The sequence below is a fragment of the Syntrophales bacterium genome, from assembly GCA_030018935.1.
Taxonomy (GTDB): domain Bacteria; phylum Desulfobacterota; class Syntrophia; order Syntrophales; family CG2-30-49-12; genus CG2-30-49-12.
On record JASEGZ010000002.1, the window covers coordinates 1 to 22,657 of the forward strand.

A 22,657-nucleotide genomic window follows, 5' to 3' on the forward strand; every position below is an offset into this window, starting at 1 on the left:
GACTGGAAGCGCGATATAAGAACTACCCTCTCAGAAGGCTCTGAGGGAAAAACCGGGACCCATGCCGTCTTTTTACAGGATGAATGGGACCTGACCTATAAATGGATGCTTTATCTGGGAGGGCGCTACGAGTGGTGGAGAGGCTTTGATGGTAGTAAATCAAAGGATGTCGGTGGATCACGAGTTAAAACTTATCTGGATGAGAGAGAGGAAGACTATTTTTCCCCCAAGTTTGCCATTACCTACAGGCCTGATGAAAATTGGGATTTCAGGCTTTCGCTGGCCAGGGCCTACAGATTCCCGACCATTGGAGAGCTCTATTATGGAAAGATCACTCCCGCAGGAGACGTGGTTGAGACCAACCCCGACCTGAAAAGTGAAAAGATCTTCGCCAAAGATTTTACCATCACGAGAAGTCTGGACAGGGACGGGAAAGTCAGACTCAGTTTTTTTGAAAACTCCGAAAAGGACGCTATCTTCAGGCAAATTAACATCTATACAATGGTAACAAATTATCAAAATATAGATGAAATGAGAAAAAGGGGTATTGAATTCAGCGTAGAAAAAAGAAGGTTTCTGATTGACGGGCTTGATGTAATGGGTAACATAGCATATACTTATGCGGAAATCTTAAAGAATACCAATCTCCTCATCTCAGAGGGAAAAACTTTTCCTCGCTGTCCTGAATGGACTGCTAATGCCGTTATATCCTATTCCCCCATAAATGACCTTACTTTAACATTTGGCGGAAGCTATGCCAGCAAGGCATGGAATACTCTTGAAAACAAGGATACCAGAGGAGGATACGGCGGGGTCGACAGGTATCTGGTATTTGACACAAAGCTTATGTATAAATTCCTTAAAAATTGGAAAGCTTCTATGGCTGTCGATAACCTTACTGATGAACTTTACTACGCATCTCACCCCTATCCGAGAAGAACCTTTTTTGCCATGCTCGAGGCCAGTTTTTAATAATAGTTTGGCCGGCGTGAAGTATCAGCTTTAAGTTGTTAAAAAGTCAGTATCGTATGTGGATAGAAAAATTTAAAATTTATGGAGGTGTAGAAGATGAGACACATTTTAATTACCGCAATTGCGCTAAGTTTTATGATGTTTTCAAATGCCTTTGCCCATGATGTATGGATGGAGAAGAGGAATGGAGACATCGGTGTCCTATATGGACACGGCCTCAAGCTTGATCCTTATGACCCGGAAAAGATAAAGGATGTGAAAGGATTTGATAGCAAGGGGAAGGCTGTGAAAGTCGAAATTGTAAAACGAAAAGAGAGCGCCCTAATATCCCCAAAAGGAGAGGCCGCAACCATTGGTATGCTCTTTGACGGCGGCTACGGGGTAAAAACAACAGAAGGATCGAAAAAACTTACGAAAAGGGAAGCAAAGGGGAATTTTGAGATTATAGAGTCCACTAGATCATATAAATATTCTAAAGCCATGGTAGGTCCAAGTGATGTATCCTCGAAGCCTATCGGTTTGAGACTCGAGATAGTACCTCAGAAAAACCCATTCGCAATCAAGATTGGAGAAACACTCCCAATAAAGGTGTTGTTTGAAGGAAAACCGCTTGAGGGCGCTACAATCAAAGCTGGATGCACCCACGAAAGAAATCTAAAAGAGTATTCCGCGACAGACAAGGATGGCGTAGCTAACGTTGTTATTGAAAAAGGTTGTAATCAAATAATTAATGCAAGTTATAAAACTGCATTAAAAGATGATCCCGATGCAGATCTCCTTTCGATTTCAACAAATATGACTTTTGAGGTTAAATAATGTTGAAGGTGCTTTACCTCGGTTTCATGCTTCTGCTCCTGATGATTTCAGGGGCAGAAGCCCATTCCGTCCATTATCGAGTCGAAAACAAAGGTGTCAGCGTGAGAGTATTCTATGCGGAGGATGATCCTGCGAGCTACTCCTCTTATGAGATATTCGGTCCGGGAGACAAAATTCCCCATCAGAAAGGGAGAACCGACAGGAATGGTTTTGTTTCATTCTTACCCGATCGGCGGGGGATATGGATTATAAAGGTCTATGGAGAATCTGAACACGGGATGCACGGCACTCAAGTTGTAGTGAATATCAGCGAAAATCTCTTTATGGATTCTTTCAAGAAACCTCTCGTCGCACAGTACACAAAAGCCTTTGTTGGTATCAGCTTCCTTCTGGCACTCTTTGGATTATGGGCACTTCTAAAGTCGTGGAAAAAGAGAGGTGAAGTTACCTAAAAATTTTACCCTTTGGTAACACGAATTTAATTATTGTATTATGAAAATCAAAGCCCTCTGTGGAGGGTTTTAAAACTCGTAAGGAGGAAATGCAAGATGTTACAAGGTTCAAAGTTTAAGCGGGGTTTATTGTTCTACGGTTTGTTCTGTACTGTATTACTCTTTGTGATGGGTTTAGCTGCTAACTCCTACGCCGCCCATCCGCTTATCACTGATGATGCGGGCACGCAGGGCAAGGGGAAGTTTCAATTGGAGGTAAATGGCGAATACAACTATGAAAAGGAGACGGAAGGGGGAGTAACGAAAAAAGAGACAGGCGGTGAAGCGGCAGCTATCCTATCCTATGGGATAGTGGACAGTCTTGATATTGTCCTCGGTGTTCCCTATCAATGGTTCAGGGTTAAAGAGGAGGGAGATGTAACTTCCAGAGAGGATGGGATATCCGATATGTCGCTGGAGTTAAAGTGGCGATTTTATGAGAAGGACGGATTAAGCCTTGCCTTGAAGCCGGGAATGACTTTACCGACAGGGGACGAGGAGAAGGAATTAGGGACAGGAAGAGCAACATACAGTCTGTATTTTATCACCACAAAGGAGATCGAGCCATGGGCATTCCATTTAAATCTCGGTTACACTCGTAATGAATACAAACTTCAAGAAGACAAAGATGACAACAGAAAAGATATATGGCATGCCTCCCTTGCCGGAGAGGTAGAAGTCGTTAAAAATCTTAAAGTTGTTGCGAACATCGGAGTGGAGAGAAATGCTGATGAAGCTTCAAGCACCCATCCTGCGTTTATTCTGGGCGGCTTAATCTATTCACTCTCGGAGAATTTTGACATTGATTTCGGCGTTAAAGGTGGCCTCAATAAACCTGAGACCGACTATTCAATACTTGCAGGGATAGCCCTGAGATTTTAGGAGGTGGGAGATGAAAAGCTGTAAATTTTTTGTATTAGCGGTGGTAGTTATGATCCTGATTTCAACCTCAACAGTTTGGGCGCATTTTGGCCTGATCATCCCTTCTGACGACATTGTCTCCAAGGGGGATGAGAAAAAAATCGGTCTCCAGATCAAATTCATCCATCCTTTTGAAGGTCAGTACATGAACATGGAAAGACCGAAGGCAGTAGGAGTTATGGTAAACGGTAAGAGAGATGACCTCCTTCCGACCCTGAAAAAGAAGGTGGTGAAGGGGTTTTCCACGTGGGAGGCTGAATATAGGATTAAAGGGCCTGGCGACCACATATTCTTTGTTGAGCCTGAACCATACTGGGAACCTGCAGAGGAGAGCTTCATCATTCATTACACGAAGGTCGTAGTCAGCGCCCTCGGAAGAGAAGAGGGATGGGATAATGAGGTAGGACTCAAGACCGAGATCGCGCCCCTGACAAGGCCCTATGGCCTATGGGCAGGCAATGTATTTCAGGGGATTGTAAAGGTGGACGGCAAGCCTGTGCCTTACGCAGAGGTGGAGGTTGAATACTACAACGAAGAGGGGAAGATAAAGCCGCCTGCCGATCCATATATAACCCAGGTCGTAAAGGCCGATGCCGGCGGCGTCTTCACCTATGCGATGCCGAAGGCTGGGTGGTGGGGATTTGCCGCCCTTAGCACCGCCGATTTCAAATTAAAGTATGAAGGCAGAGAATATCCTGTTGAGATTGGCGCTGTCCTGTGGGTGAAGACGAGGGAGATGAAATAATGCATATATCAGAGGGAGTTCTTTCGGCGCCTGTCCTTATGGCAGGCGCCCTGCTTACCGTGGGCGGAACGGCGCTGGGACTTAAAAAGATGAACTATGAGAGGATACCGGAGGTGGCGGTTTTATCCTCTGCTTTCTTCGTCGCCTCTCTGATTCATGTGCCGGTAGGTCCATCAAGCGCTCACCTGATCCTCAATGGACTTGTAGGGCTTCTCCTGGGCTGGATGGCCTTCCCCTCCATTCTCGTGGCCTTGGCGCTTCAGGCGCTTCTCTTCCAGTTCGGCGGGTTTACCACCCTGGGTGTCAATACATTCAATATGGCAGCCCCTGCTATCATTGCCTATTATCTGTTTAATCTGCCTGTGCGAAAGGGCAATCACCTTCTGAGCATTATCTCAGGGTTTGCCGCCGGCGCCATAGGTGTCGGTATGGGAGCCCTTCTCGTTGCCCTGACACTTGTAAGCACAGGGGAGAGTTTTTTCAATGTGGCAAAATTGGTGGTAGTTGTACACCTGCCGGTGATGGTTATCGAGGGCATCATCACCGCCTTTTGTGTTGTATTTTTGAAAAGAGTAAAACCGGAAATCCTGGAGGTGAGGGGATGAAAGCAAGGATCAGGAGTCTTATCTTTTGTTTAGTACTCAGTATCTGTTATTTGATGCCCGTTTCCGCCCATGCCCATAAGGTAAATATCTATGCCTATGCCGAGGATGGCATGATTCACTCAGAAAGTTATTTTGTTGATGGCACAAAATGTAAGAATTCTCTTATCGAGGTCTTTGATGAAAGGGCAGGAACCAGACTATTGGAAGGTAAAACCGACGAAAATGGAAAGTTTTCCTTTAAAATTCCCAAGGTTACCTCCCTTAAACTGGTCCTCCATGCAAGCATGGGGCATCAGAATGAATACACACTTAGCGAGGATGAGGTCAGGGAGGCAATGGGTGAGGGACAACGCCCACAAGGCGCCCGGCAGAGTAAAGAGACCAAGACCGGTAAAGAAACATCTAAATCTTCTTCTCAACCGGAGAGAGTCAGTACAAAGAGCCGTGGAAAAATGGATAGAGAGGTTACAGACATTGGCAGAGGCATGAGTGAATCAGAGATGGAGGCCCTTATGGAAAGGGTTATTGACCGTAAGTTAAAACCTGTGATAGGGATGCTCGTTAAGTTACGGGAAAATAATGAAAAACCTGGTTTCACGGAGATCGTAGGAGGTATAGGTTATATCGTAGGATTGATGGGGGTGGCGATGTATCTGAAAAGAAGATTTAAGGAACGCAATTAACTCCCCTCCGGCAAAACAAGGCGAGGGGGGGACTTTTCATAGATAAGGCAGATTATGCATCTTGAGGAATTTGCAGAGGGCAATTCTTTTTTACATCGCCTCGATCCGCGGGTTAAGCTTATAACCTTCATACCCTACGTTTTTACTATTGCTTTAATGCGCGACATAAATGGTCCGCTCGCCGGACTGTTCATTTCCGCTTCCATGATAACTTTTGCCGGTATCAGTTTCAGGAAACTCTTGGGCAGACTGGTTGTGATAAACACGTTTATCTTTATGCTCTGGATTTTCCTTCCCGTAAGTTACCCCGGCCAGCCGGTTTTCAGTATCTTCTCTTTAACGGCAACCCGTGAAGGTTTCCTGTATGCCCTCTCCATTACCCTCAAGGCCAACGCCATTTTTCTGGCAACAATTGCCATCCTCGGCACATCGGAAGTCAACTCCCTTGCCCATGCCCTTGTCCATTTTAAGATACCTGATAAGCTCGTCTACCTCTTTTTCTTCTTCTACCGCTATATAAGTGTCCTGCACGAGGAGTATGGAAGACTGAAAAACGCGATGGCCATCAGGTCCTTTCGACCGGGTACGAATATCCATACGTACAGGACATACGGATATCTTGTGGGGATGCTTCTCGTGAGGAGTTATGAGCGGTCTCAGAGGATCTACAAGGCAATGCTGTGCCGGGGATCCAACGGTAAGTTCCATATCATGAGCCACTTCAAACTCAAAAAAGGGGATATACTGTTTGGTCTGATCATGACGATGATAACATTTATGATATGGCTTGTTGACAGGTATCCCATTTTTTGAGGGGGGCCGGGGACATGATGCGAAAGTCCGAAGGAAGCGCATCATGTCCCCGCCCGGAACAGATCGGCGATGAATCAGGGGGAGACGGTGATAGATATAAAGGATCTCGATTTTAGTTATCCTTACGGAAAAAAGGTATTTGAGGGTCTGAATTTTTCTCTGAAAAGAGGTGAGACGGTAGGGCTGACAGGCGCCAACGGCGCCGGTAAGACCACGTTGTTCCATCTGATAATGGGGCTTCTGAAACCTGATGCGGGGGAGATTGCAATATTTGGCAAGGCAAGGAAGGTGGAAAAAGATTTTATGGAGGTGAGGCGAAGGGTCGGTCTTGTATTTCAGGATTCCGATGACCAACTCTTCTGTCCAACCGTTGAGGAGGATATTGCCTTCGGACCATTAAACCTTGGGAAATCTCAGGAGGAGGCAAAGGCGATTGTCAGGGAGGTCTGTGAGAGGTTGGGGCTGAAAGGATTTGAAAGAAAAGTTACTCACCGCCTGTCAGGGGGAGAGAAGAGGCTTGTAGCCCTTGCCACGGCAGCGGCAATGAATCCGGAATGTTTCTTATTTGATGAACCGGTAGTCGGGCTCGATGAGGCAACAACAGATAGATTTTTGAGATACCTGAAGGAGTACGGAAAAACTTACGTTATCATCACCCATGACCGTGAGTTTTTAAAAAGCGCCGTGGATAAAGTCTATATGCTAAAGGACAGCAAGGTTATTTCCCTTTAATGGAGGTAAATATGAATGAGCTGGAAAAATTGAAAGTACTGCTTCATCACTGGAAGGAGCACAATAATGAGCATGCTGATGGTTACAGAGGTTGGGCAGAAAAGGCATCATCCCTCGGTAATGAAGAGTTATCAAAAACTCTCCTCAGGCTTTATGAGGAGACAAGAAAATTGAATGAGCTTTTTGAGGAAGCCCTAAGGATAATTGGTTGAAGTTGATCCCTTTTTAAAAAAGGTATTGACACGTAGAGAAAGAAAAAATATTAACTTTCATGCTCAATTTTGGAGGGGGTGGATTTTCCGTTTGAGAGAAAACAATTCCTGAGGATAAAAGTTATTGTGAGACAGTGAAGGGTTTTTAATGTTTGCATGAATGACCAATAAGCTAAGGAGGTGGCGATATAGCTGGTACAGATTTAGGTTTTAAACTCAAGGAAAATGGGGATAAGTTTCCCGCTAAACCTGCCGTTATATTTCAGGATAAAAAGACTTCCTATCGAGTCCTTAATAATAGGGCGGCCAGGTTTGCAAATGCCATGATCTCCCTGGGACTGAAGTCGAGGGATAAAGTTTCGGTTATCTCTCGCAATTCTACCGAATACGTGGAGATCATTTGCGGCCTGGTTAAGGCAGGTTTGGTTCATGTCCCTATTAACTGGAGACTTTCCTCTGAAGAAATGGATTATGTTATAAACAACTCCGACTCTGTTGCCGTAGTTTTAACCAGAGAGTTTTTAGAGAAGCTAATCCCTATTCAGAAGAGGTTAAAAAATGTACCGGCAGGTAACTATATCCTGATAGATGGCCTTGCAGAAGGTATGAAGAATTATGAAGAAATGCTTGCCAGCGCCCCCGATACGGAACCATCGGTGGAAAATGGGGAGTTTGCTCCCTATTTTATCGGTTATACCTCAGGTACTACCGGTAAACCAAAGGGTGCTGTCACCAGGCACGCAAACTGGGAGGTTAAAGCTAAAGGGGTTGAGATGTTAATGGGCATTCAGCCAACACCGGATGAGGTACAGCTTTTAACGATGCCTCTTTTCCACATGAACGCCATCAATTCCACGGGGGCAAGTCTATACCTGGGACAGACAGTAGTTATTATGACCCGCTTTGATGCAGAAGAGGCTTTACGCCTGATCCAGACTTATAAATGCACGTTCTCTTCCATGGTGCCGACCATGTATCACCGCCTAAAGAATCTGCCCGAGGAAATCAAAAACAGGTATGATACCTCCTCGGTGAAAAGTTTACTTCAATCTTCCGCTCCTCTTCCCTTCTCTACCAAGAAATGGCTCGTTGAGTTTTTCAAGTCCGCGGGTCTTTACGAGGCCTACGGCGGCACGGAGGCGGGAGGGGCTACCGTTCTCCTTCCTCAGGAGCAGTTAGCCAGACCGGGTTCTGTGGGAAGGCCGCTGCCCACAACAGAGGTAAAGATTGTTGATGAGGACGGGAAGGAACTTCCTATAGGACAGGTAGGTCAGATCATCTCCCGTTCCCGTTCAGTTGATGGCCCTATTCCCGCGGTTACTGAATACTATAGGGATCCTGAGGCGACGATAAAGAACTTCAAGGATGGCTGGTTCTACAGCGGCGATATGGGTTACTTTAATGAGGAGGGCTATCTATATCTCGTAGATAGAAAGTTTGATATGATTATCAGTGGCGGTGAAAACATCTATCCCAAGGAGATAGAAGATGTTTTATATGCCCATCCAAGCATAGCTGATGTGGCGGTTGTCGGTATCCCGGACGAGGAGTGGGGAGAAGCTGTAAAGGCCGTGGTAACCTTAAAGGAAGGTGCAACTGCCACGGAAAAAGAGCTTATTGAAATTTGTAAAGGTTGCCTTGGTAAATATAAGACGCCGAAATCCGTAGATTTTGTGGATGATCTCCCCAAGACGGAAACCGGTAAAATCTTGAGAAGAGTGGTTAAAGAGCCGTACTGGAAGGGACGGGAGAAGAGAATTTAGCGTTCAATTATATTCTAATATATTCTGATGCTCTCGTGAAAAGTCAGAAATGACGTTAAAAAAAGCTGGAAAGGAGATTGGTTTTATGGCCAGAAAAGGTGAGGTAGTTATTGATGAAGGCACCTGTTTGGGTTGCGGGTATTGTGAGATGTTCTGTCCAAAAAAATGCATCGAAATATCGCAAGAAAAATTTAATCCCCTGGGCTATCCCCTGGCGGTTTTCAGTAACCCTGAAGAATGCAATGCCTGTGGAAGTTGTGTCATCATGTGTCCTCAATTTGCCATTGAAGCCTACGCTGTTGTTAATAAAGGGAAAGGTAAGGAGAGATCTTAATGGTAGAGATTATGGAGGGCAATCATGCCCTGGGATGGGGGGCCTTAGATGCCGGCTGTGACGCTTACTGTTCCTATCCGGTAACTCCCCAGAATGAGGTGGTGGAATGGTTTGCCCGTGAATTTCCTCCGAGAGGGAAAATTTTCCTTCAGTCAACTTCTGAGATTGAATCAACATTTCTCTGCATGGGTTTTGTCGCGGGAGGGGCCAGGACAATGACCTCGACAGCCAGCCCCGGTTGGGGGCTTTATCCGGAGGGGATGTCTCACATTGTTGCCGCTGAGCTTCCTCTGGTCGTTGCCCTCCTGATGAGGGGAGGACCGGGACAGGGCACCACCCGTCAGTCTCAGATGGATTATACCTCGGCAACCTCCCCGGGAGGTCAGGGAGGTTACAAAAATATCGTTATTGCCCCTTATTCATGCCAGGAATGCTATGATTTTGTTCAGCTTGCCTTTTATCTCTCTGAAAAATACCGAAACCCGGTAATCCTGCTCACTGAACCTAATGTAACCAGGGTGCTGGAACTGATGGAAAGAAGGCCGCTGAAATTTGACTATCCTTCCCGGAAAAAATGGGCATTAAAGGGTAAAGCAAGGCACAGCGATGGGAAGTCCCGTCTTGTAACTTCGGGGTACGGGTTGACATCTACGGAAGAACATCCTTCCTACCTCTCCTATCTTAGACACCTCCGTGATAAGTTCGAGCAGATGAGAGAATCTGAAATTAGGTATGAACAGTACGAGATAGAAGACGCCGACGTAGTTCTTGTGGCTTATGGTTATACGGCAAGGGTTTCCCGTGAGGTGGTAAAACAGGCAAGGGCGGAAGGAATCAAGGCGGGTCTTATACGTCCTGTAACTTTATGGCCTTTTCCCGCGGAACCGATAAGTAAGAAAGCGGAAGCGGGGGCAAAATTCCTGGTGGTGGAAGATAGCTTGGGAGAGATGGGAGGTTTGAGTGACGATGTGAGACTTGCCGTAGCGGGGAGGGCGGAGATCAGACTGGTAACTGCTCTTGACCGGCATGATCCGGGTGAGGGTGGCTCGATATATCCGGGAAAGGTTTTAGAAAAGTTGAAAAAGATAAAGGGGATGGGCTAATGGTAAAGGAAGTGGTCTGTGGTAAACCCAGGCTTTGGCGATACCGTTCCGCGTCGTTGCCTTTTTGTTCTGGTTGTCAGCTTGGAGTGGGAATAAGAGTGATTCTCGAAGCGATAGAAGAATTGGGGATTGAGGGGAAGACCATTTTTCTTGGGGGTGGAGGTTGTGCATATCCCCTCCCTTCGCTGCTCGATCTCGATGCCATGCAGTGCCCCAATGGGCGCGCAGCGAGCATAGGATCTGCCATAAAACGCCTCCATGGCAGAGAAACAGTGATCATTACTTATCAGGACGATAACGACGCCCTGGCCGTCGGTACGGAACCTTTGATTCATGCCGCCCTGAGAGGCGATGCCATCACGGTCATTATGGCGAATAACGCCAGCTACGGCAGTACCGGCTGGCAGATGGCGCCCGCAGGGGACAGTCCAATCTCACCAGAAATGGACAAACCGAACCCTTCATTCCCCCTGAACATTATTGAATTGCTTGCTGAATTCGAGGGGGTTTCCTATCTGGCCCGGGGTGCGGTGAGTTCCGCGGAGGATTTTGAGGACACAAAAGGGTACATAAAAAAGGCGATCCAGAAGCAGATGACCAGCGCCGGATTTAATCTGGTGGAAATTCTGATGGCCTGTCCTACCAGGTGGCATCTTACCCCGCAAGAGAGTTTGAAATGGATCAGGGAAGTGATGGTTGCCCAGCTTCCCTTGGGTGAGTTCAAAATGGGGGGAGGGATCTAAGAATGGAACAGAAAATACTGGCCCGGGGTTTTGAGGCAATAGGATGGGGTGCGCTGGCGGCTGATTGTCAGCTCTTTGTTGGTTGTCCCACCAGCCCGGATGATGAAGCCTTTACCTGGCTTGCCCAGGAATTTCCTAAAAACGGCAGGCATTTTGTACGGGCCTCTTCGGAAGTAAGCGCGATAAATATCGCCTATGGAAGCGCCGGCGCTGGCGGAAGGACAATGGTTGTCGTTGCCAGTACCGGCTGGGGATTGATACAGGAGACGATGTCTCACCTGGTCAATTCCTTTTTACCTGTAGTGGTAGTGCTAATCCAGAGAGGCGGGCCGGGAGCAGGCTCGCTACGGCACGCCCAGATGGATTACCTGGCCATTACCCGTGATGCCGGGCAGGGAAACTACAGGGTAATTTCCCTGGCGCCTGTTTCCGTTCAGGAAACTTACGAAGCGACGCAACTTGCCTTCCACCTGGCAGATAAGTGGCTTAATCCGGTGATCGTAGCGATTGATGCAATTGTCGCCGGGATGACGGAGCCTATCGCATTAAAAACTATAAAATTCGACCCTCTGCCTGAAAAGGACTGGGCAGTAAAAGGAAGGGGACATCAGCCGGATGGAATGCGCCGGTTTATTTCCAGCGCTCAGGGCTTTATTCCCACCCGTGATTTTCCCACTTACCTAAGTTTTTTAAAGGGGCTTAATGAAAAAGTATTGAAAATGCGGGAAGAGGAAGTAAGGTATGAAAGCTATGAGTTGGAGGATGCAGAGATAGTCCTGGTTGCCTATGGTTATTCCGCCCGTGTTTGTCAGGAGGCTTTGCTGATGGCACGTGCCGAGGGGATCAAGGCCGGGCTTGTGAGGCCTGTCACTCTATGGCCTTTTCCCGGGGATGTCTTGAAAAAGAAGGCCCGGCAAGGCGCTAAGTTCCTGACCGTTGAAGATGGCCTGGGAGGGTTGCGGGAAGATGTGATGCTTGCCTTAGAGGGACAGGCCGAAGTTGAAACGGTAGATGCCCTGGATCGAAATGATCCCGGTGCCGGAGGGGCGATCTATCCGGGCAAAGTCTTAGAAAAAATGAAAAAATTGGAAGTGACTAAAGTTGGAAGTGACTAAAGTTAAGGTAAGATTTTTTAACTTTAGTCACTTTAGTCACTTTAGTCACTTTAGCTCACTTTAGGCACTTTATTAAAAGGAGGTAAAAGCTATCGTGGAACAGGCCGTAACGAGAAAAAAAGCCGCTGGCACTCCACGCCTGAGATTTCCCATTAAATCTCCTATTGCCTTTTGTCAAGGTTGCCTTCATCCTCTGGTCGGCAGGATAATTGCTGAAAATGTAGAGGAGTTGGGAATCGAGGGAGATACTGTGTTGGTAGGTGGAGTAGGGTGCCACGCTGTCATCGTTGGGCACTTAAATCTTGATGTTCTCCTGCCGGGGGCTGCCCATGGTCGCGCACCGGATGTGGCGACAGGGGCAAAAAGAATCCTCGGTAAGAGAGCTATTCTGATAACTATTCAGGGTGACGGGGACGCCATGGCCATCGGTACGGAACCTTTAATCCAGGCTGCCGCCCGGGGTGAGAGGATAACGGTGATCATGATCAATAATCAGGTTTATGGGACCACAGGCGGGCAGCTTGCCCCAACCACTATCATCGGGCATCCGACTACCACCACCGCCGGGGGGAGAAAATCGGAAGAGGGATATCCTGTCCACACCGCCGAACTCCTTGCGAAGTTACATGGCGTTGTTTATTCTGCCCGTGGCGCCCTTAACAGCGTTCGTAATCTTCAGCGCACCAAAAAGTATGTGAAGGCCGCCATTGCCAAACAAATGGATGATCGGGGATTCAGCTTTGTGGAGATTCTGGGAAACTGCCCGGTTAACTGGAGGATGACCCCTATAAATTCTGTAAAGTATATAGAGGAAAAGCTAATACCCGAGTTCCCCCTGGGGGAGTTTAAAAATATTAAAGAGGTAAACTGATAGTAAGCGTTCAGCTATCAGCCTTCAGTTTTCGGTAATGACCCTCATTGCCTTTGCCAAAGAATACCGTCTGATGCTTTCTTTATATGATCGATACTCAGGAATCGTGGTTGGCCGAACCTCTGGTGGAAAGGAAGGGTCACTACCTAGTGATTTAGATATTAGAATTTAGAGTTTGATTTATGTCAACTTATTTATGACTTTCATTATACCATGAAGGTGAATAGACTGACAGACAAGAATTTCGGGCAGAATTTTCGAGCCAGCGGCGCAAGACAGCCTGATGTGCCTTATCTAATTGAAGCGATGCTTGAAGAAAGGGAAAAGAATCCCGAGCTAAAGAAAAAATTCAAAGAAGTTGTAGAAACTGTAAAGGTTCCCGTTGTTGCAGGTGGCGGAATCTGTGATGGTAAGGGGTTCGCAGCAGCTTTGGCCCTTGGAGCTCAAGGGGTGTACATGGCCAGCAGGTTTATACCGACCAAAGAGATGACGGCTCATCAAAACGTTAAAAAATATTTCATCAAAGCGGGAGAAAAATACCGAAGAGAAGCGGCTACCATAGTTACAGAGGGGCTGTATGGTCCCTGCCGGCACGTGAAAAACAAATACGCCTTGGAGCTTTATGAATTAACGGAGAAAGAAAGAAGGGGAGAGGCAACCTTGGAGGATGTCTTGAGATACGAGACGCCCCGCATGTTTCGCGCGGCAGGCGACGGGGAAGTGGACGAAGGCCCTATATGGGGGAGTGAGGTGGCCAGAAGGGTCCATAAGATACAAGAAACAAAAGAGGTTATTGAAGAAATAATACGGGAAGCCTCGGAGGTAATAAAAGGTTTACAAGGTTTAGTAAAATAAGGTGCAACCTGATAAGGAAAAAAAGAGGGGGGGTAATGGCAGTGGCAAGGGGCAAATAGCGACAGTCTGCAACTACGTGTCAGCATGCCAGCGGAGACCTTTGAAAATTGACTTCATCAGGGCTCAAAATCTTTTGACGATTATGCATCATTTAGTTTCGCTGCCAGGGCAAAACTCAGGCTTCGCCTTCAAACAGTCGCCCTGGCGGGCGCTTCGCTGCGATGGCAGAGCCCCCCTCCCCGAAAAAATCTTTGATTCGCCCTTCACAAAGCCAATTTTCAGTTTTTCAAAGGTCTCTTGCTCCAATAGGTGGGAAACAGGTATAGTATCTTGGCTACATTTGCTATTGACAAACAAGATAAGGATAAGTAAGTGTTATTCAAGTATCGAATTTCATCCTCAAAAATATGAGGTTGATGTCTAAAGATTATCTCGATTTTAAAACTGAACTTATAGGGAGATGGACTGTTTGATCAACAAGTACAGATGTAAAAAAAGGGGGCATCTGATATCTGGGGTCTGTCAAGAAATGACCTGCGAATGGCGTCTCAAGAATGAAACATTTTTAAATTGTACCTGGGTTGCCTGTAATTACGGTCCCTTTACCCTTGAGGAGGTTGGTGAAATGATGGGGGTAACGAGGGAAAGAATAAGACAGATAGAAGCCAAGGCACTCAAGAAATTGCAGCATAAGAAGAGAAGCGACCAATTAAAGGATTTTGCCGTCTCCGGCAGTGAGCGGGATAGTAGCTATAATACTTAGCCCCGTAACCTCCTGTAAAACCCGACCGCAGGGGCAGAAAACCTTTTACGGGACAACAAAAAGTTTCATGGTCCATGTTGAACCATTTCTCTGAGTTCTTTACCCACTTTAAAAAAAGCTACCTTTCGTGGAGGAATTTGGACAGTTTTACCAGTCTTGGGATTCCTTCCCCATCTGAACTTCCGATTTCTAACCGTAAAATTCCCCAACCCCCTGATCTCTATCCGTTCATTTCTCTTCAAGGCCATTTTCATTGCCTCGAAGATCACATTAACTGCGTAAGACACATCACGGAGAGGGTAATCTCTCAGGGTTACCTGAACCTGTCTGATTAAATCATTTTTTGTCATTACCAAAACCACCTAAGAGGAGCTAAAGCTTGCCAGCCGCGGGCACAGGTAATTAACACCGTAAGATCCTGTTTCTTTTTCTCTGTATCCACCGAGAAAGGATGAGACCATCTCCTGTAAAATAAACTTCCAAAAACTAACTTTCTTCCTCTTAGGATATACCACATCTGGCTTACCCTTGATACCGGACATCTCTCCCGCTAAACGAATAGCATAACCCCTATCACCAAGAAAATCAACCAGTCCCAGTTTCTGCGCCTGCCTGCCTGAAAAGACCCTCCCATCGGCTATTCTCCTCAGCTTTTCTCCGGAGATTTTCCTCTCCCGAATTACCACTTCAAGAAACTGCTCGTATATATCGTCAACCAGACCCTGAATCAGGGCCTTTTCATCCTCTGTCATCGCCCTGACAGGCGATCCTATGTCTTTGTACTTGCCACTTTTAATAACAGAGGATTTTAGCCCGATCTTCTTTAACAATTCTTCCGCATTGGCGAAATGCATGACAGCGGAAATACTGCCGGTAATGGTACCCGGGTTGGCCACAATCTTATCGGCGGCACAGGCAATCAGGTACCCACCAGAAGCAGCCACAGAGCCCATGGAGGCAACCACTCTTTTCTTTTTCCTCAAGTTAAAAACAGCTTCGTATATCTCCTGTGAAGGAGCTACACCCCCACCAGGTGAATCAATCCTCAGAACAACCGCCTTTATCCTGTCATCCTTGGTAAATTCATCCAACTGTTCGACAACACCTTGTGAATCAGTGATAATCCCCTCGATCATCACAACTCCGACTTTATCACTTAGTGTAAACACATGGTGATCCCCACCAATAGAACTTAACCCGTAAACAAAGAGAAAAAAAACCGCCCCGATAAGAAATAAAAGTAATACTCCGAAGATGACAGGATGCCTTCTCATGACCAGATATTATCCTCTATCCTTCAGTGCTTGAAATTTTACTTCAGCTAAGGCTTCTCTAAGATTGTAGCCCACATTTTCGGTGTTATTAAGATACCGATTGCTATGCCTCTCAGAAGAAGATTCGTAGTCTTTTATGCTCAACCGGATCTTTCTGTTTTTTACATCCATACTTTTAACAACCACAGACACAGCGTCGCCAACGGCAAACAACTCCGAAATCGTCTTTACCCTCTTCTGGCTCAACTCCGAAATATGAACCAGTCCTTCTATTCCTTCCTCTATCTCAACAAAAACGCCAAAGTCAGTAACGTTTGTGACCTTTCCGGTAACAACTGAGCCTGGTGTATATTTCAAGCTCATCTCTTCCCAGGGATTATTTTCAATCTGTTTGATGCCGAGAGAAAATTTTTCCTTTTCTACATCAACATTTAAGACAATAGCCTCGATCTCCTGGCCTTTCTGAAAGAATTCAGAGGGGTGTTTCACCCGCTGCTTCCAGGAAATATCAGAGATATGTATCAGACCGTCTATTCCATCTTCGATACCTACGAAGACCCCAAAATTCGTAATATTCTTGATCACACCTTTTATGACAGTCCCCTCGGGATACTTTTGTTTTAAGCTTTCCCATGGATTAGGGGTAGTCTGTTTCAAGCTGAGGGAAATCCGTCTCGTATCCGGATTAGTGTCGAGGACCATAACCTCAATTATCTCTCCGAGAGATAAAACCTTCGCTGGATGCTTAATCTCTCTCGTCCAGAATATCTCTGAGATATGTATAAGACCTTCCACACCAGGTTCAAGTTCCACAAAAACTCCATAATTCGCCAGGTTGACAACCTTCCCCTTTACAAGAGAACCAACAGGGTATCTCTCGATAATCGTATCCCAGGGATTGTCCGTCAGTTGTTTGAAACCGAGGGAAACCCTTTCCTTTTCGCGATCGAAGGAAAGGACCTTCACGGTGATCTTATCCCCTCTAGAAAAATTGTTTGGCGGACGCGTTATCCTACCCCATGATATATCGGAAACATGAAGCAACCCGTCAATACCTCCCAGGTCGATGAAAAGACCATAATCAGTTATATTCTTAATTACCCCTTCCATGATTTTTCCTACCTCTATCCTCTCAAGAGCATCTCTCTTCTGGGCCTCTCTTTCCTGCTCCAATATTGATCTCCTCGATAAAACGACGTTATTCCTCTTCCTATCGCACTTGAGGACATTAAACATCAATGTCTGGCCTACATATTTATCAAGGTCCCTCACCGGACGGATATCAACCTGGGAGCCGGGAAGAAAGGCCAAAACACCAATATCCACAGAAAGTCCACCCTTCACCCTTTCTATAACAGTCCCTTTTATAGTCGTGTTTTGCTCACAGGCATTTTTTATGTCATCCCATACCTTAATTTTAGCGGCTTTATCCTTTGACAGAATCAGATTACCATCTCCATCTCTTCTATCAACAAGGATTTCAATCTCATCGCCAACGGCAACGGTGATTTTCCCTTCATTATCTTTAAGTTCCCCAATGGGGATATACCCTTCCGTCTTCCAGCCCACATCTACCATAACCACTTCACTGCCCATCTGTACTACTTTTCCCGTCATAATCTCACCAAATTGCACATCCTGCCGGCTTTGTTCATAGAGCTCCTTAAAACCTACCTCTTCTTCCATCTCGTGGACCTGTTCACCTTCCCCATTTCTCACAAGGGAACTACCTTCTACCTCTTTACCCTGTTTTGAAATTAAGTTGTCACCGTTAACCATTAAACAATTACCTCCCCCTCCCGGAAAATTTTATAAAACTTATTTTGGATAACGATTAACATACTCATTACAAAATATCAAGCTAATTCAGAATATACGGCTCACATAAAAATTTAAAATATCAAACGCAGACACTCAATACCTATTTGCCAAGTTCTAACCCGGCGAGGAATGCCTCTTTACAGGTTGAAACTACTTTATCCTTTCCTTTCCCACCGAATCTGGCCTCAATCTCCTCTAAAAGGAACTCCCTTAAACTCAAATTTTTTGCGCCCACATAGGCCCCCAGGATGACCAGATTTGCATTCTTTATACTTCCCAGTTTTTTCGCTTCCTCAATTGCGGCCACATACCTCACATCCACGTCCTCTCTTCTCACCCTGTTATCTTCGTTTACTCCTGTGGACTCTATTAACATTAGTCCACCGGGCTTTACTCTATCTTCAAAAGCCTTTATCCTCGAAGCCCCCAACACCATTACACTGGAGGCCATGTATATTATTGGTGAAGATATCCTTTCCTGAGAGAATATTACACAACATTCACTTTCACCCCCGCGCATCATGGTCGCATAACTGGGAAACCAAGCAACATTCTTATATTTCTTGAGAGCGGCCTTGGCCAGGAGATCCCCTATGGTCACAATACCCCATCCACCAACACCGGCGATTAATAGTTCTTCTTTACTATCTTTTCCATGCTCCATCTCTTCTCCTCCTGATCTGTCCTGATATCCTTCAATCGAGGGCTTCTACATTCTTGAATTCACCGAGAGGATACTCGGCAATCACTTCTTTTAACCGTTTCATCGCCTTTGGGGGATCCAGATGCCAATTTACTGGACAGGCAACCAATATCTCTACAAAACTGAACCCCACCCCGTCTATCTGTTTTTGCAATGCGGATTTTACATACTTTTTTGTGCGCTGGTAGTTGGCAAAGTTATTTATTGCCCCGCGAGCGCTGTAAGCGACTCCTTTAATCGTAGTCAGCATTTCCGCTATATGAAGCGGATATCCATGGGACACAGAAGTTCTCCCTCCGGGAGTGGTTGTCGTTACCTGGCCGAGGAGTGTCGTGGGAGCCATCTGTCCCCCTGTGGTCCCATAATTAGTATTGTTCAACATAAACACGGTAATCTTGTCCCCCCTGGCCGCAGAATTAACAAGATAACCCGCCCCGATGGCCGCACAATCACCGTCACCCTGAACGGTAAAGACTATGACATCATCGTAATTGGCCTGCTTTATCCCCAAAGCCACAGAAGGGGAAGGCCCATGGGCACACAAGGTCATATCCATCTTTGCCCGGAAAAATCCCATACCGGCACAGCCAACACCGATGACAACTACTGCCCTTTCAACCACTTCCAATTCCTCAAGGACCTCCATGATAATTTTACATGCTAGGGGACTACCGCAACCGGGACAGGAGGGCAACGGTAAATTCACCAGGTAAGGCGATGGACCATAAATTTTTTCCTTAACTACAGGACCACTCTGATTAACCATCATATCAGCCTCTTAACCTCCTCAAAAATAGTCTCCGGAAAGATCATCCCCAACTCACCAGCCACGTGCCTAAAAGACAACCCCAAAAAAGCGATACAGCTTTTACCCTCCACGCCGAGCCTCACATCCTCTAATAGCTGACCCATACTGTCCTCGACAACTAAAAATCTGCATCCGGAGGAGGCCTTCTGCGCCATAATTTCATAGGGAAATGGCCAGAGGGTTACAGGCTGGAGCATGCCCACCTTTAATCCTTTGCTGCGGGCCATGTTTACAGCTTCCTCGCAACAACGGGCCACGTAGCCATAAGCTACCAACAGTAATTCGGCATCATCGGCCTGATAGGTCTTGAACCTTACCTCAGCTTCGGCTATCTTTCTATATTTTTCATGCATCTGGACAATAACGTCCCTGTAAACGGGGGGCATGATACCTCTTATTGAATGGATATAATCGAATCTCCCCCCTTTTTTAGCCATGCCCCTCAACGCCCAATCCTTCGGTGGTAAGGGACCGAAGTCTATACACTTAACATCAATTTGCTCGGCTATCTGGATGAGTATGCCATCTGTTAGGACCACCACTAAAATTCGATACTTGTCTGCCAGATAAAAGGCAAGCTGCATCAGATCATGACATTCCTGAACCGATGAGGGGGCAAGAACGATACTCTTATATCCTCCCTGTCCCCCTCCCCGTGTTGCTGACAGGTAGTCGGTTTGGGCATGGCGGGTGGTACCCTGGCCGGGCCCCCCCCTCTGAACGTTAACAACAACACAGGGGAGTTCACACATACTGATATGGGAGAGTATTTCCTGCATCAATCCCCAACCGGGGCTTGCGGTAGAGGTCATCACCCGGACCCCTGCCAGCGCCGCCCCAAAAACCATGGAGGCGGATGACAATTCACTCTCGGACTGGACAAAACGCCCCCCTCTCTGGGGTAATTCACGGGCAAAAAACTCGGTAATCTCGTTTTGCGGCGTAATTGGATAACCAAAAAAATGCGTACAACCGGCATTCAGGGCTCCACGCCCCACAGCCTCGTAACCATGAATAAACATCTTACCTCCTCCTAAACTCTAAATCGTCAATCTTATTCTATTCTGGATCCTGACTTCTGAGACACTCCTCATAATATTCTCCCAGAGACAATTCCCTCAGCTTCTCCTCCGATGGTATCCCTGTTTCCTCATCCCAGCCCATTTCCCTGAAGTACTCTGTTTTCAGTGTCTCTATGTCAATGGTAATCCCCTTGAGGGGACCATCGGAAAGGGGAGGACTACCGATAATCCTTTCGGGTAAGACAAAGTCTTGAGGAGAAATTCCCTCTCTAATATTGAAGAGATGTCTTAATGTCTGGATTCTCATCCCCGTTGTAATCAATTCTTTTAGAGTAAGATCCCACCCTGTCGCCACCCTTAGATAATCGAGAAGCGGATATGTCGGGACAATGAAGAAATGGAACAGACAGAGACCGCTACAATTAATTATCTGGCCATAACTACTTACTAGGACATTTTTCCTCCCCTTGTGATGGTATTCGTACTTTTTTTGCTTTGGCAGATTGTACTGAGATAGAAGCTTTTCATTCATAATTCCCAGTCCCATCTCCTCGAATCCCAGACCAGCCTGGGTATGTCTGGCAGGAGTTGGATCAGCAACATAAGTGGCCCCAAAACCCGGATTAAGCCTCGGATCATGCATCGGTACCTCCTGTCCCCCCACATGCATGGCATATCTTTCTGCTCCTCTGGCCACCTTTTCTGCCGCGACCTTACAGCCATCCGCCAGCAGATCGCCAAACCCTTCCCTCTTTATCATCTTATCCAGCATTTCCAAGATAGCATCCTGGGCTCCCCACTTCAGTTCGATCCCACCGGTATCTTCTCTGGTGATTAAACCATTCTCATAACATTCGATAGCAAAGGCAATAGTTCCTCCTGCAGAGATGGTATCCATTCCCGCCCTGTTACACATATCATTCGCCATCAGGATAGATTCTATATCATCATTGAGGATCATACTTCCAAAAGCGGCGATCGTTTCATACTCCGGCTTATGGGATTCTTTAACGCTGTACATCCCTTCTTTTAATTCCATAATCCCACCGCAACCTACAGGACAACTGCTACAGGCAAATCTCCTTTTCATGTACTTTACAACATTATCGTCGCTTATCTTTGAGGACTTACTCCTCATGGGGAAATCTTTATAGGCAATACCTGACCAATTCTTTATCGGAGAATCCTGCATTTCCGATGATGAAGCGACAAAACTACATGTTCCATAATCAGAAAAAAGCCGGGCAACCAGTTTTTGATCGGGCGGGGGGAGGGGAACCTTCAACCTTACAAAATATGGAAGCAGAGGGGTCAATGCATTCGTTAGAAAACTTTGGAGCTTTGAAGGGCGGAATCCGTACATCGGTCTTATCTCTGCGTTGAGTTTTTTCAATCCATCCGGATCTGCTACGGAAACCTTATGTTGCCCCTTAACTGCCACCGCCTTTAGATTCTTTGCACCCATCACGGCGCCGAGCCCCGACCTGGCAGCGATTCGCCCTTTATCATTCACGATACCGGCAATCAGGGATAGTTTCTCACCGGCCGGTCCGATGCAGGCCACACTGAATCTCCTGTCTCCCAGTTCCTTCAAGATTAAATCCTCTGTCTCTATAGTATCTTTTCCCCATATGTGGCCGGCATCTCTCAGCTCTCGTATCTCATCACTCAACACCAAGTACACCGGTTTTTCAGATTTCCCGGTGAAGAATATGGCATCGTATCCCGCTTGTTTTACTGCCTCAGCGAAGTGCCCACCGGAGTTGGCATCACCCCACCCACCGGTTAAAGGGGATTTGCCCACCACCATATACCTGCCACTGCCCATGGCGCCGGTACCATTCAAGGCGCCGGTCACAAATCCCAAAATATTCTCCGGCCCTAAAGGATCAACACCGGCCTTGACATTTTCATATAACACCTTTACCCCCAAGCCATATCCACCTATATACTTTCGGTAGATCTCTTCCCGGACTTCTTCCTCCCGGAACTCACCCTTTGTCAAATCTACAAACAGGAGTTTACCCGCATAACTGTACACTGTATAGCCCCCCCTTCGATGCTGAAAGCTGAAATTTAATTTTGATGAGAGAAAGAATAAATTATCTCTCGAGAATAACCCCAGAGCAGACCATAAAAATCTATCCTCCAGCTAATCCAGAACAGCACCGATCACTTAATCTTTTTGAGCTAATCATGTCAAGTATTTTTAGCCAAAGCTAAAAATACTTGACTTATTCCACAGTATCTTTATAGTTCAGAGAAGTTTAAGAATGATTCTCAATGGCGTAAAAAATTAACCAAGGAGCTAAAATTGTGGGAAAAAATAGAGGGGAAATAGTGATCAACGAACAGTTTTGTAAAGGTTGTGGTTTTTGTGTAGAGTTTTGCCCTAAAGACTGTCTTATTATAGGAAATGAGCTCAACTCTGAAGGATACCAGTTACCAAACTTTATAAACGAGGAAAACTGCACGGCGTGTACCATATGTGG

Annotated in this window: 24 protein-coding genes and 1 pseudogene; 18 read left to right on the forward strand and 7 right to left on the reverse strand. The window is 46.3% G+C overall.

The genetic code is table 11. The annotated features are described in order from the left end of the window. The 18 genes and pseudogenes from QMD03_00525 to QMD03_00610 form a co-directional block, all read left to right on the forward strand. The coding region (locus QMD03_00525; GenBank protein MDI6775721.1) for a TonB-dependent receptor at positions 1–972 on the forward strand (972 nt) is incomplete at its 5' end. Between the two features lie 96 nt (positions 973–1,068). Beyond that, positions 1,069–1,788 (forward strand): DUF4198 domain-containing protein, encoded by a 720-nt coding sequence (locus QMD03_00530; protein MDI6775722.1) that lies wholly within the window; start codon positions 1,069–1,071, stop codon positions 1,786–1,788. Then, positions 1,788–2,240 (forward strand): hypothetical protein, encoded by a 453-nt coding sequence (locus QMD03_00535; GenBank protein MDI6775723.1) that lies wholly within the window; start codon positions 1,788–1,790, stop codon positions 2,238–2,240. Before QMD03_00530 ends, QMD03_00535 begins: the two co-directional genes overlap by 1 nt. A 96-nt stretch (positions 2,241–2,336) precedes the next feature. Continuing rightward, positions 2,337–3,161 carry a transporter gene (locus QMD03_00540; protein MDI6775724.1) on the forward strand — a complete coding sequence of 275 codons (825 nt, stop codon included), beginning with the start codon at positions 2,337–2,339 and terminating at the stop codon, positions 3,159–3,161. A 10-nt stretch (positions 3,162–3,171) separates the two neighbouring features. Continuing rightward, on the forward strand, positions 3,172–3,945 hold the full coding sequence (locus QMD03_00545; protein ID MDI6775725.1) for a DUF4198 domain-containing protein: 774 nt from the start codon (positions 3,172–3,174) through the stop codon (positions 3,943–3,945). Then, on the forward strand, positions 3,945–4,550 hold the full coding sequence (gene cbiM / locus QMD03_00550; GenBank protein ID MDI6775726.1) for a cobalt transporter CbiM: 606 nt from the start codon (positions 3,945–3,947) through the stop codon (positions 4,548–4,550). The genes QMD03_00545 and cbiM overlap by 1 nt, the downstream gene beginning before the upstream one ends. Further along, positions 4,547–5,233: a hypothetical protein gene (locus tag QMD03_00555; protein ID MDI6775727.1), complete on the forward strand. Its 687-nt coding sequence runs from the start codon at positions 4,547–4,549 to the stop codon at positions 5,231–5,233. The genes cbiM and QMD03_00555 overlap by 4 nt, the downstream gene beginning before the upstream one ends. Before the next feature lie 54 nt (positions 5,234–5,287). After that, a complete protein-coding gene (gene cbiQ / locus QMD03_00560) occupies positions 5,288–6,046 on the forward strand; it encodes a cobalt ECF transporter T component CbiQ (GenBank protein MDI6775728.1) in 759 nt (252 codons plus the stop codon). 87 nt (positions 6,047–6,133) lie between these two features. Then, on the forward strand, positions 6,134–6,778 hold the full coding sequence (locus tag QMD03_00565) for an ABC transporter ATP-binding protein (protein ID MDI6775729.1): 645 nt from the start codon (positions 6,134–6,136) through the stop codon (positions 6,776–6,778). Positions 6,779–6,789: 11 nt separating this feature from the next. Further along, the gene (locus tag QMD03_00570) at positions 6,790–6,990 is read left to right on the forward strand and encodes a hypothetical protein (protein ID MDI6775730.1); all 201 of its coding nucleotides are present in this window, start codon (positions 6,790–6,792) and stop codon (positions 6,988–6,990) included. Positions 6,991–7,178: 188 nt separating this feature from the next. Then, on the forward strand, positions 7,179–8,753 hold the full coding sequence (locus QMD03_00575; GenBank protein ID MDI6775731.1) for a long-chain-fatty-acid--CoA ligase: 1,575 nt from the start codon (positions 7,179–7,181) through the stop codon (positions 8,751–8,753). 85 nt (positions 8,754–8,838) lie between these two features. Beyond that, entirely contained in the window at positions 8,839–9,087 is a 249-nt protein-coding gene (locus QMD03_00580; GenBank protein ID MDI6775732.1) for a ferredoxin family protein, read from the forward strand. Continuing rightward, a complete protein-coding gene (locus QMD03_00585; GenBank protein MDI6775733.1) occupies positions 9,087–10,190 on the forward strand; it encodes a transketolase C-terminal domain-containing protein in 1,104 nt (367 codons plus the stop codon). The genes QMD03_00580 and QMD03_00585 overlap by 1 nt, the downstream gene beginning before the upstream one ends. Further along, complete coding sequence (locus tag QMD03_00590) at positions 10,190–10,933, forward strand: thiamine pyrophosphate-dependent enzyme (protein ID MDI6775734.1); 744 nt, start codon at positions 10,190–10,192, stop codon at positions 10,931–10,933. Before QMD03_00585 ends, QMD03_00590 begins: the two co-directional genes overlap by 1 nt. Before the next feature lie 2 nt (positions 10,934–10,935). Next, entirely contained in the window at positions 10,936–12,048 is a 1,113-nt protein-coding gene (locus QMD03_00595) for a transketolase C-terminal domain-containing protein (GenBank protein ID MDI6775735.1), read from the forward strand. Between the two features lie 94 nt (positions 12,049–12,142). Beyond that, the gene (locus QMD03_00600) at positions 12,143–12,919 is read left to right on the forward strand and encodes a thiamine pyrophosphate-dependent enzyme (GenBank protein MDI6775736.1); all 777 of its coding nucleotides are present in this window, start codon (positions 12,143–12,145) and stop codon (positions 12,917–12,919) included. A gap of 213 nt (positions 12,920–13,132) precedes the next feature. Then, positions 13,133–13,774 (forward strand): nitronate monooxygenase, encoded by a 642-nt coding sequence (locus QMD03_00605; protein MDI6775737.1) that lies wholly within the window; start codon positions 13,133–13,135, stop codon positions 13,772–13,774. A gap of 604 nt (positions 13,775–14,378) precedes the next feature. Continuing rightward, positions 14,379–14,537: pseudogene (locus tag QMD03_00610) on the forward strand (sigma factor-like helix-turn-helix DNA-binding protein). A gap of 65 nt (positions 14,538–14,602) precedes the next feature. On the opposite strand, the gene QMD03_00615 reads toward QMD03_00610, so the two are convergent. From QMD03_00615 to QMD03_00645, 7 genes are all read right to left on the reverse strand, one after another. Further along, positions 14,603–14,887: an HU family DNA-binding protein gene (locus QMD03_00615; GenBank protein ID MDI6775738.1), complete on the reverse strand. Its 285-nt coding sequence runs from the start codon at positions 14,885–14,887 to the stop codon at positions 14,603–14,605. A gap of 12 nt (positions 14,888–14,899) precedes the next feature. Then, entirely contained in the window at positions 14,900–15,811 is a 912-nt protein-coding gene (sppA, locus tag QMD03_00620) for a signal peptide peptidase SppA (GenBank protein MDI6775739.1), read from the reverse strand. Positions 15,812–15,820: 9 nt separating this feature from the next. Further along, entirely contained in the window at positions 15,821–17,590 is a 1,770-nt protein-coding gene (locus QMD03_00625) for a 30S ribosomal protein S1 (protein ID MDI6775740.1), read from the reverse strand. 142 nt (positions 17,591–17,732) lie between these two features. Further along, the gene (locus tag QMD03_00630; GenBank protein MDI6775741.1) at positions 17,733–18,296 is read right to left on the reverse strand and encodes a 2-oxoacid:acceptor oxidoreductase family protein; all 564 of its coding nucleotides are present in this window, start codon (positions 18,294–18,296) and stop codon (positions 17,733–17,735) included. A gap of 31 nt (positions 18,297–18,327) precedes the next feature. After that, positions 18,328–19,104: a thiamine pyrophosphate-dependent enzyme gene (locus QMD03_00635; protein ID MDI6775742.1), complete on the reverse strand. Its 777-nt coding sequence runs from the start codon at positions 19,102–19,104 to the stop codon at positions 18,328–18,330. After that, positions 19,101–20,165, reverse strand: coding sequence for a 3-methyl-2-oxobutanoate dehydrogenase subunit VorB (gene vorB, locus QMD03_00640; protein MDI6775743.1), 1,065 nt, complete (start codon positions 20,163–20,165; stop codon positions 19,101–19,103). The genes QMD03_00635 and vorB overlap by 4 nt, the downstream gene beginning before the upstream one ends. Positions 20,166–20,202: 37 nt before the next feature. Next, positions 20,203–22,206 carry an aldehyde ferredoxin oxidoreductase family protein gene (locus tag QMD03_00645; GenBank protein ID MDI6775744.1) on the reverse strand — a complete coding sequence of 668 codons (2,004 nt, stop codon included), beginning with the start codon at positions 22,204–22,206 and terminating at the stop codon, positions 20,203–20,205. Positions 22,207–22,657: the final 451 nt, after the last annotated feature.

What these genes read in the sequence shown, in the direction of transcription:
- QMD03_00570 (MDI6775730.1), top strand. Translation starts at nt 6,790, where the DNA reads ATGAATGAGCTGGAAAAATTGAAAGTACTGCTTCATCACTGGAAGGAG.
- QMD03_00580 (MDI6775732.1), top strand. Translation starts at nt 8,839, where the DNA reads ATGGCCAGAAAAGGTGAGGTAGTTATTGATGAAGGCACCTGTTTGGGT.
- vorB (MDI6775743.1), bottom strand. Translation starts at nt 20,165, where the DNA reads ATGTTTATTCATGGTTACGAGGCTGTGGGGCGTGGAGCCCTGAATGCC.
- QMD03_00535 (MDI6775723.1), top strand. Translation starts at nt 1,788, where the DNA reads ATGTTGAAGGTGCTTTACCTCGGTTTCATGCTTCTGCTCCTGATGATT.
- QMD03_00555 (MDI6775727.1), top strand. Translation starts at nt 4,547, where the DNA reads ATGAAAGCAAGGATCAGGAGTCTTATCTTTTGTTTAGTACTCAGTATC.
- cbiQ (MDI6775728.1), top strand. Translation starts at nt 5,288, where the DNA reads ATGCATCTTGAGGAATTTGCAGAGGGCAATTCTTTTTTACATCGCCTC.
- cbiM (MDI6775726.1), top strand. Translation starts at nt 3,945, where the DNA reads ATGCATATATCAGAGGGAGTTCTTTCGGCGCCTGTCCTTATGGCAGGC.
- QMD03_00590 (MDI6775734.1), top strand. Translation starts at nt 10,190, where the DNA reads ATGGTAAAGGAAGTGGTCTGTGGTAAACCCAGGCTTTGGCGATACCGT.
- QMD03_00540 (MDI6775724.1), top strand. Translation starts at nt 2,337, where the DNA reads ATGTTACAAGGTTCAAAGTTTAAGCGGGGTTTATTGTTCTACGGTTTG.
- QMD03_00630 (MDI6775741.1), bottom strand. Translation starts at nt 18,296, where the DNA reads ATGGAGCATGGAAAAGATAGTAAAGAAGAACTATTAATCGCCGGTGTT.
- QMD03_00545 (MDI6775725.1), top strand. Translation starts at nt 3,172, where the DNA reads ATGAAAAGCTGTAAATTTTTTGTATTAGCGGTGGTAGTTATGATCCTG.
- QMD03_00595 (MDI6775735.1), top strand. Translation starts at nt 10,936, where the DNA reads ATGGAACAGAAAATACTGGCCCGGGGTTTTGAGGCAATAGGATGGGGT.
- QMD03_00635 (MDI6775742.1), bottom strand. Translation starts at nt 19,104, where the DNA reads ATGATGGTTAATCAGAGTGGTCCTGTAGTTAAGGAAAAAATTTATGGT.
- QMD03_00585 (MDI6775733.1), top strand. Translation starts at nt 9,087, where the DNA reads ATGGTAGAGATTATGGAGGGCAATCATGCCCTGGGATGGGGGGCCTTA.
- QMD03_00615 (MDI6775738.1), bottom strand. Translation starts at nt 14,887, where the DNA reads ATGACAAAAAATGATTTAATCAGACAGGTTCAGGTAACCCTGAGAGAT.
- QMD03_00530 (MDI6775722.1), top strand. Translation starts at nt 1,069, where the DNA reads ATGAGACACATTTTAATTACCGCAATTGCGCTAAGTTTTATGATGTTT.
- sppA (MDI6775739.1), bottom strand. Translation starts at nt 15,811, where the DNA reads ATGAGAAGGCATCCTGTCATCTTCGGAGTATTACTTTTATTTCTTATC.
- QMD03_00605 (MDI6775737.1), top strand. Translation starts at nt 13,133, where the DNA reads ATGAAGGTGAATAGACTGACAGACAAGAATTTCGGGCAGAATTTTCGA.
- QMD03_00625 (MDI6775740.1), bottom strand. Translation starts at nt 17,590, where the DNA reads ATGGTTAACGGTGACAACTTAATTTCAAAACAGGGTAAAGAGGTAGAA.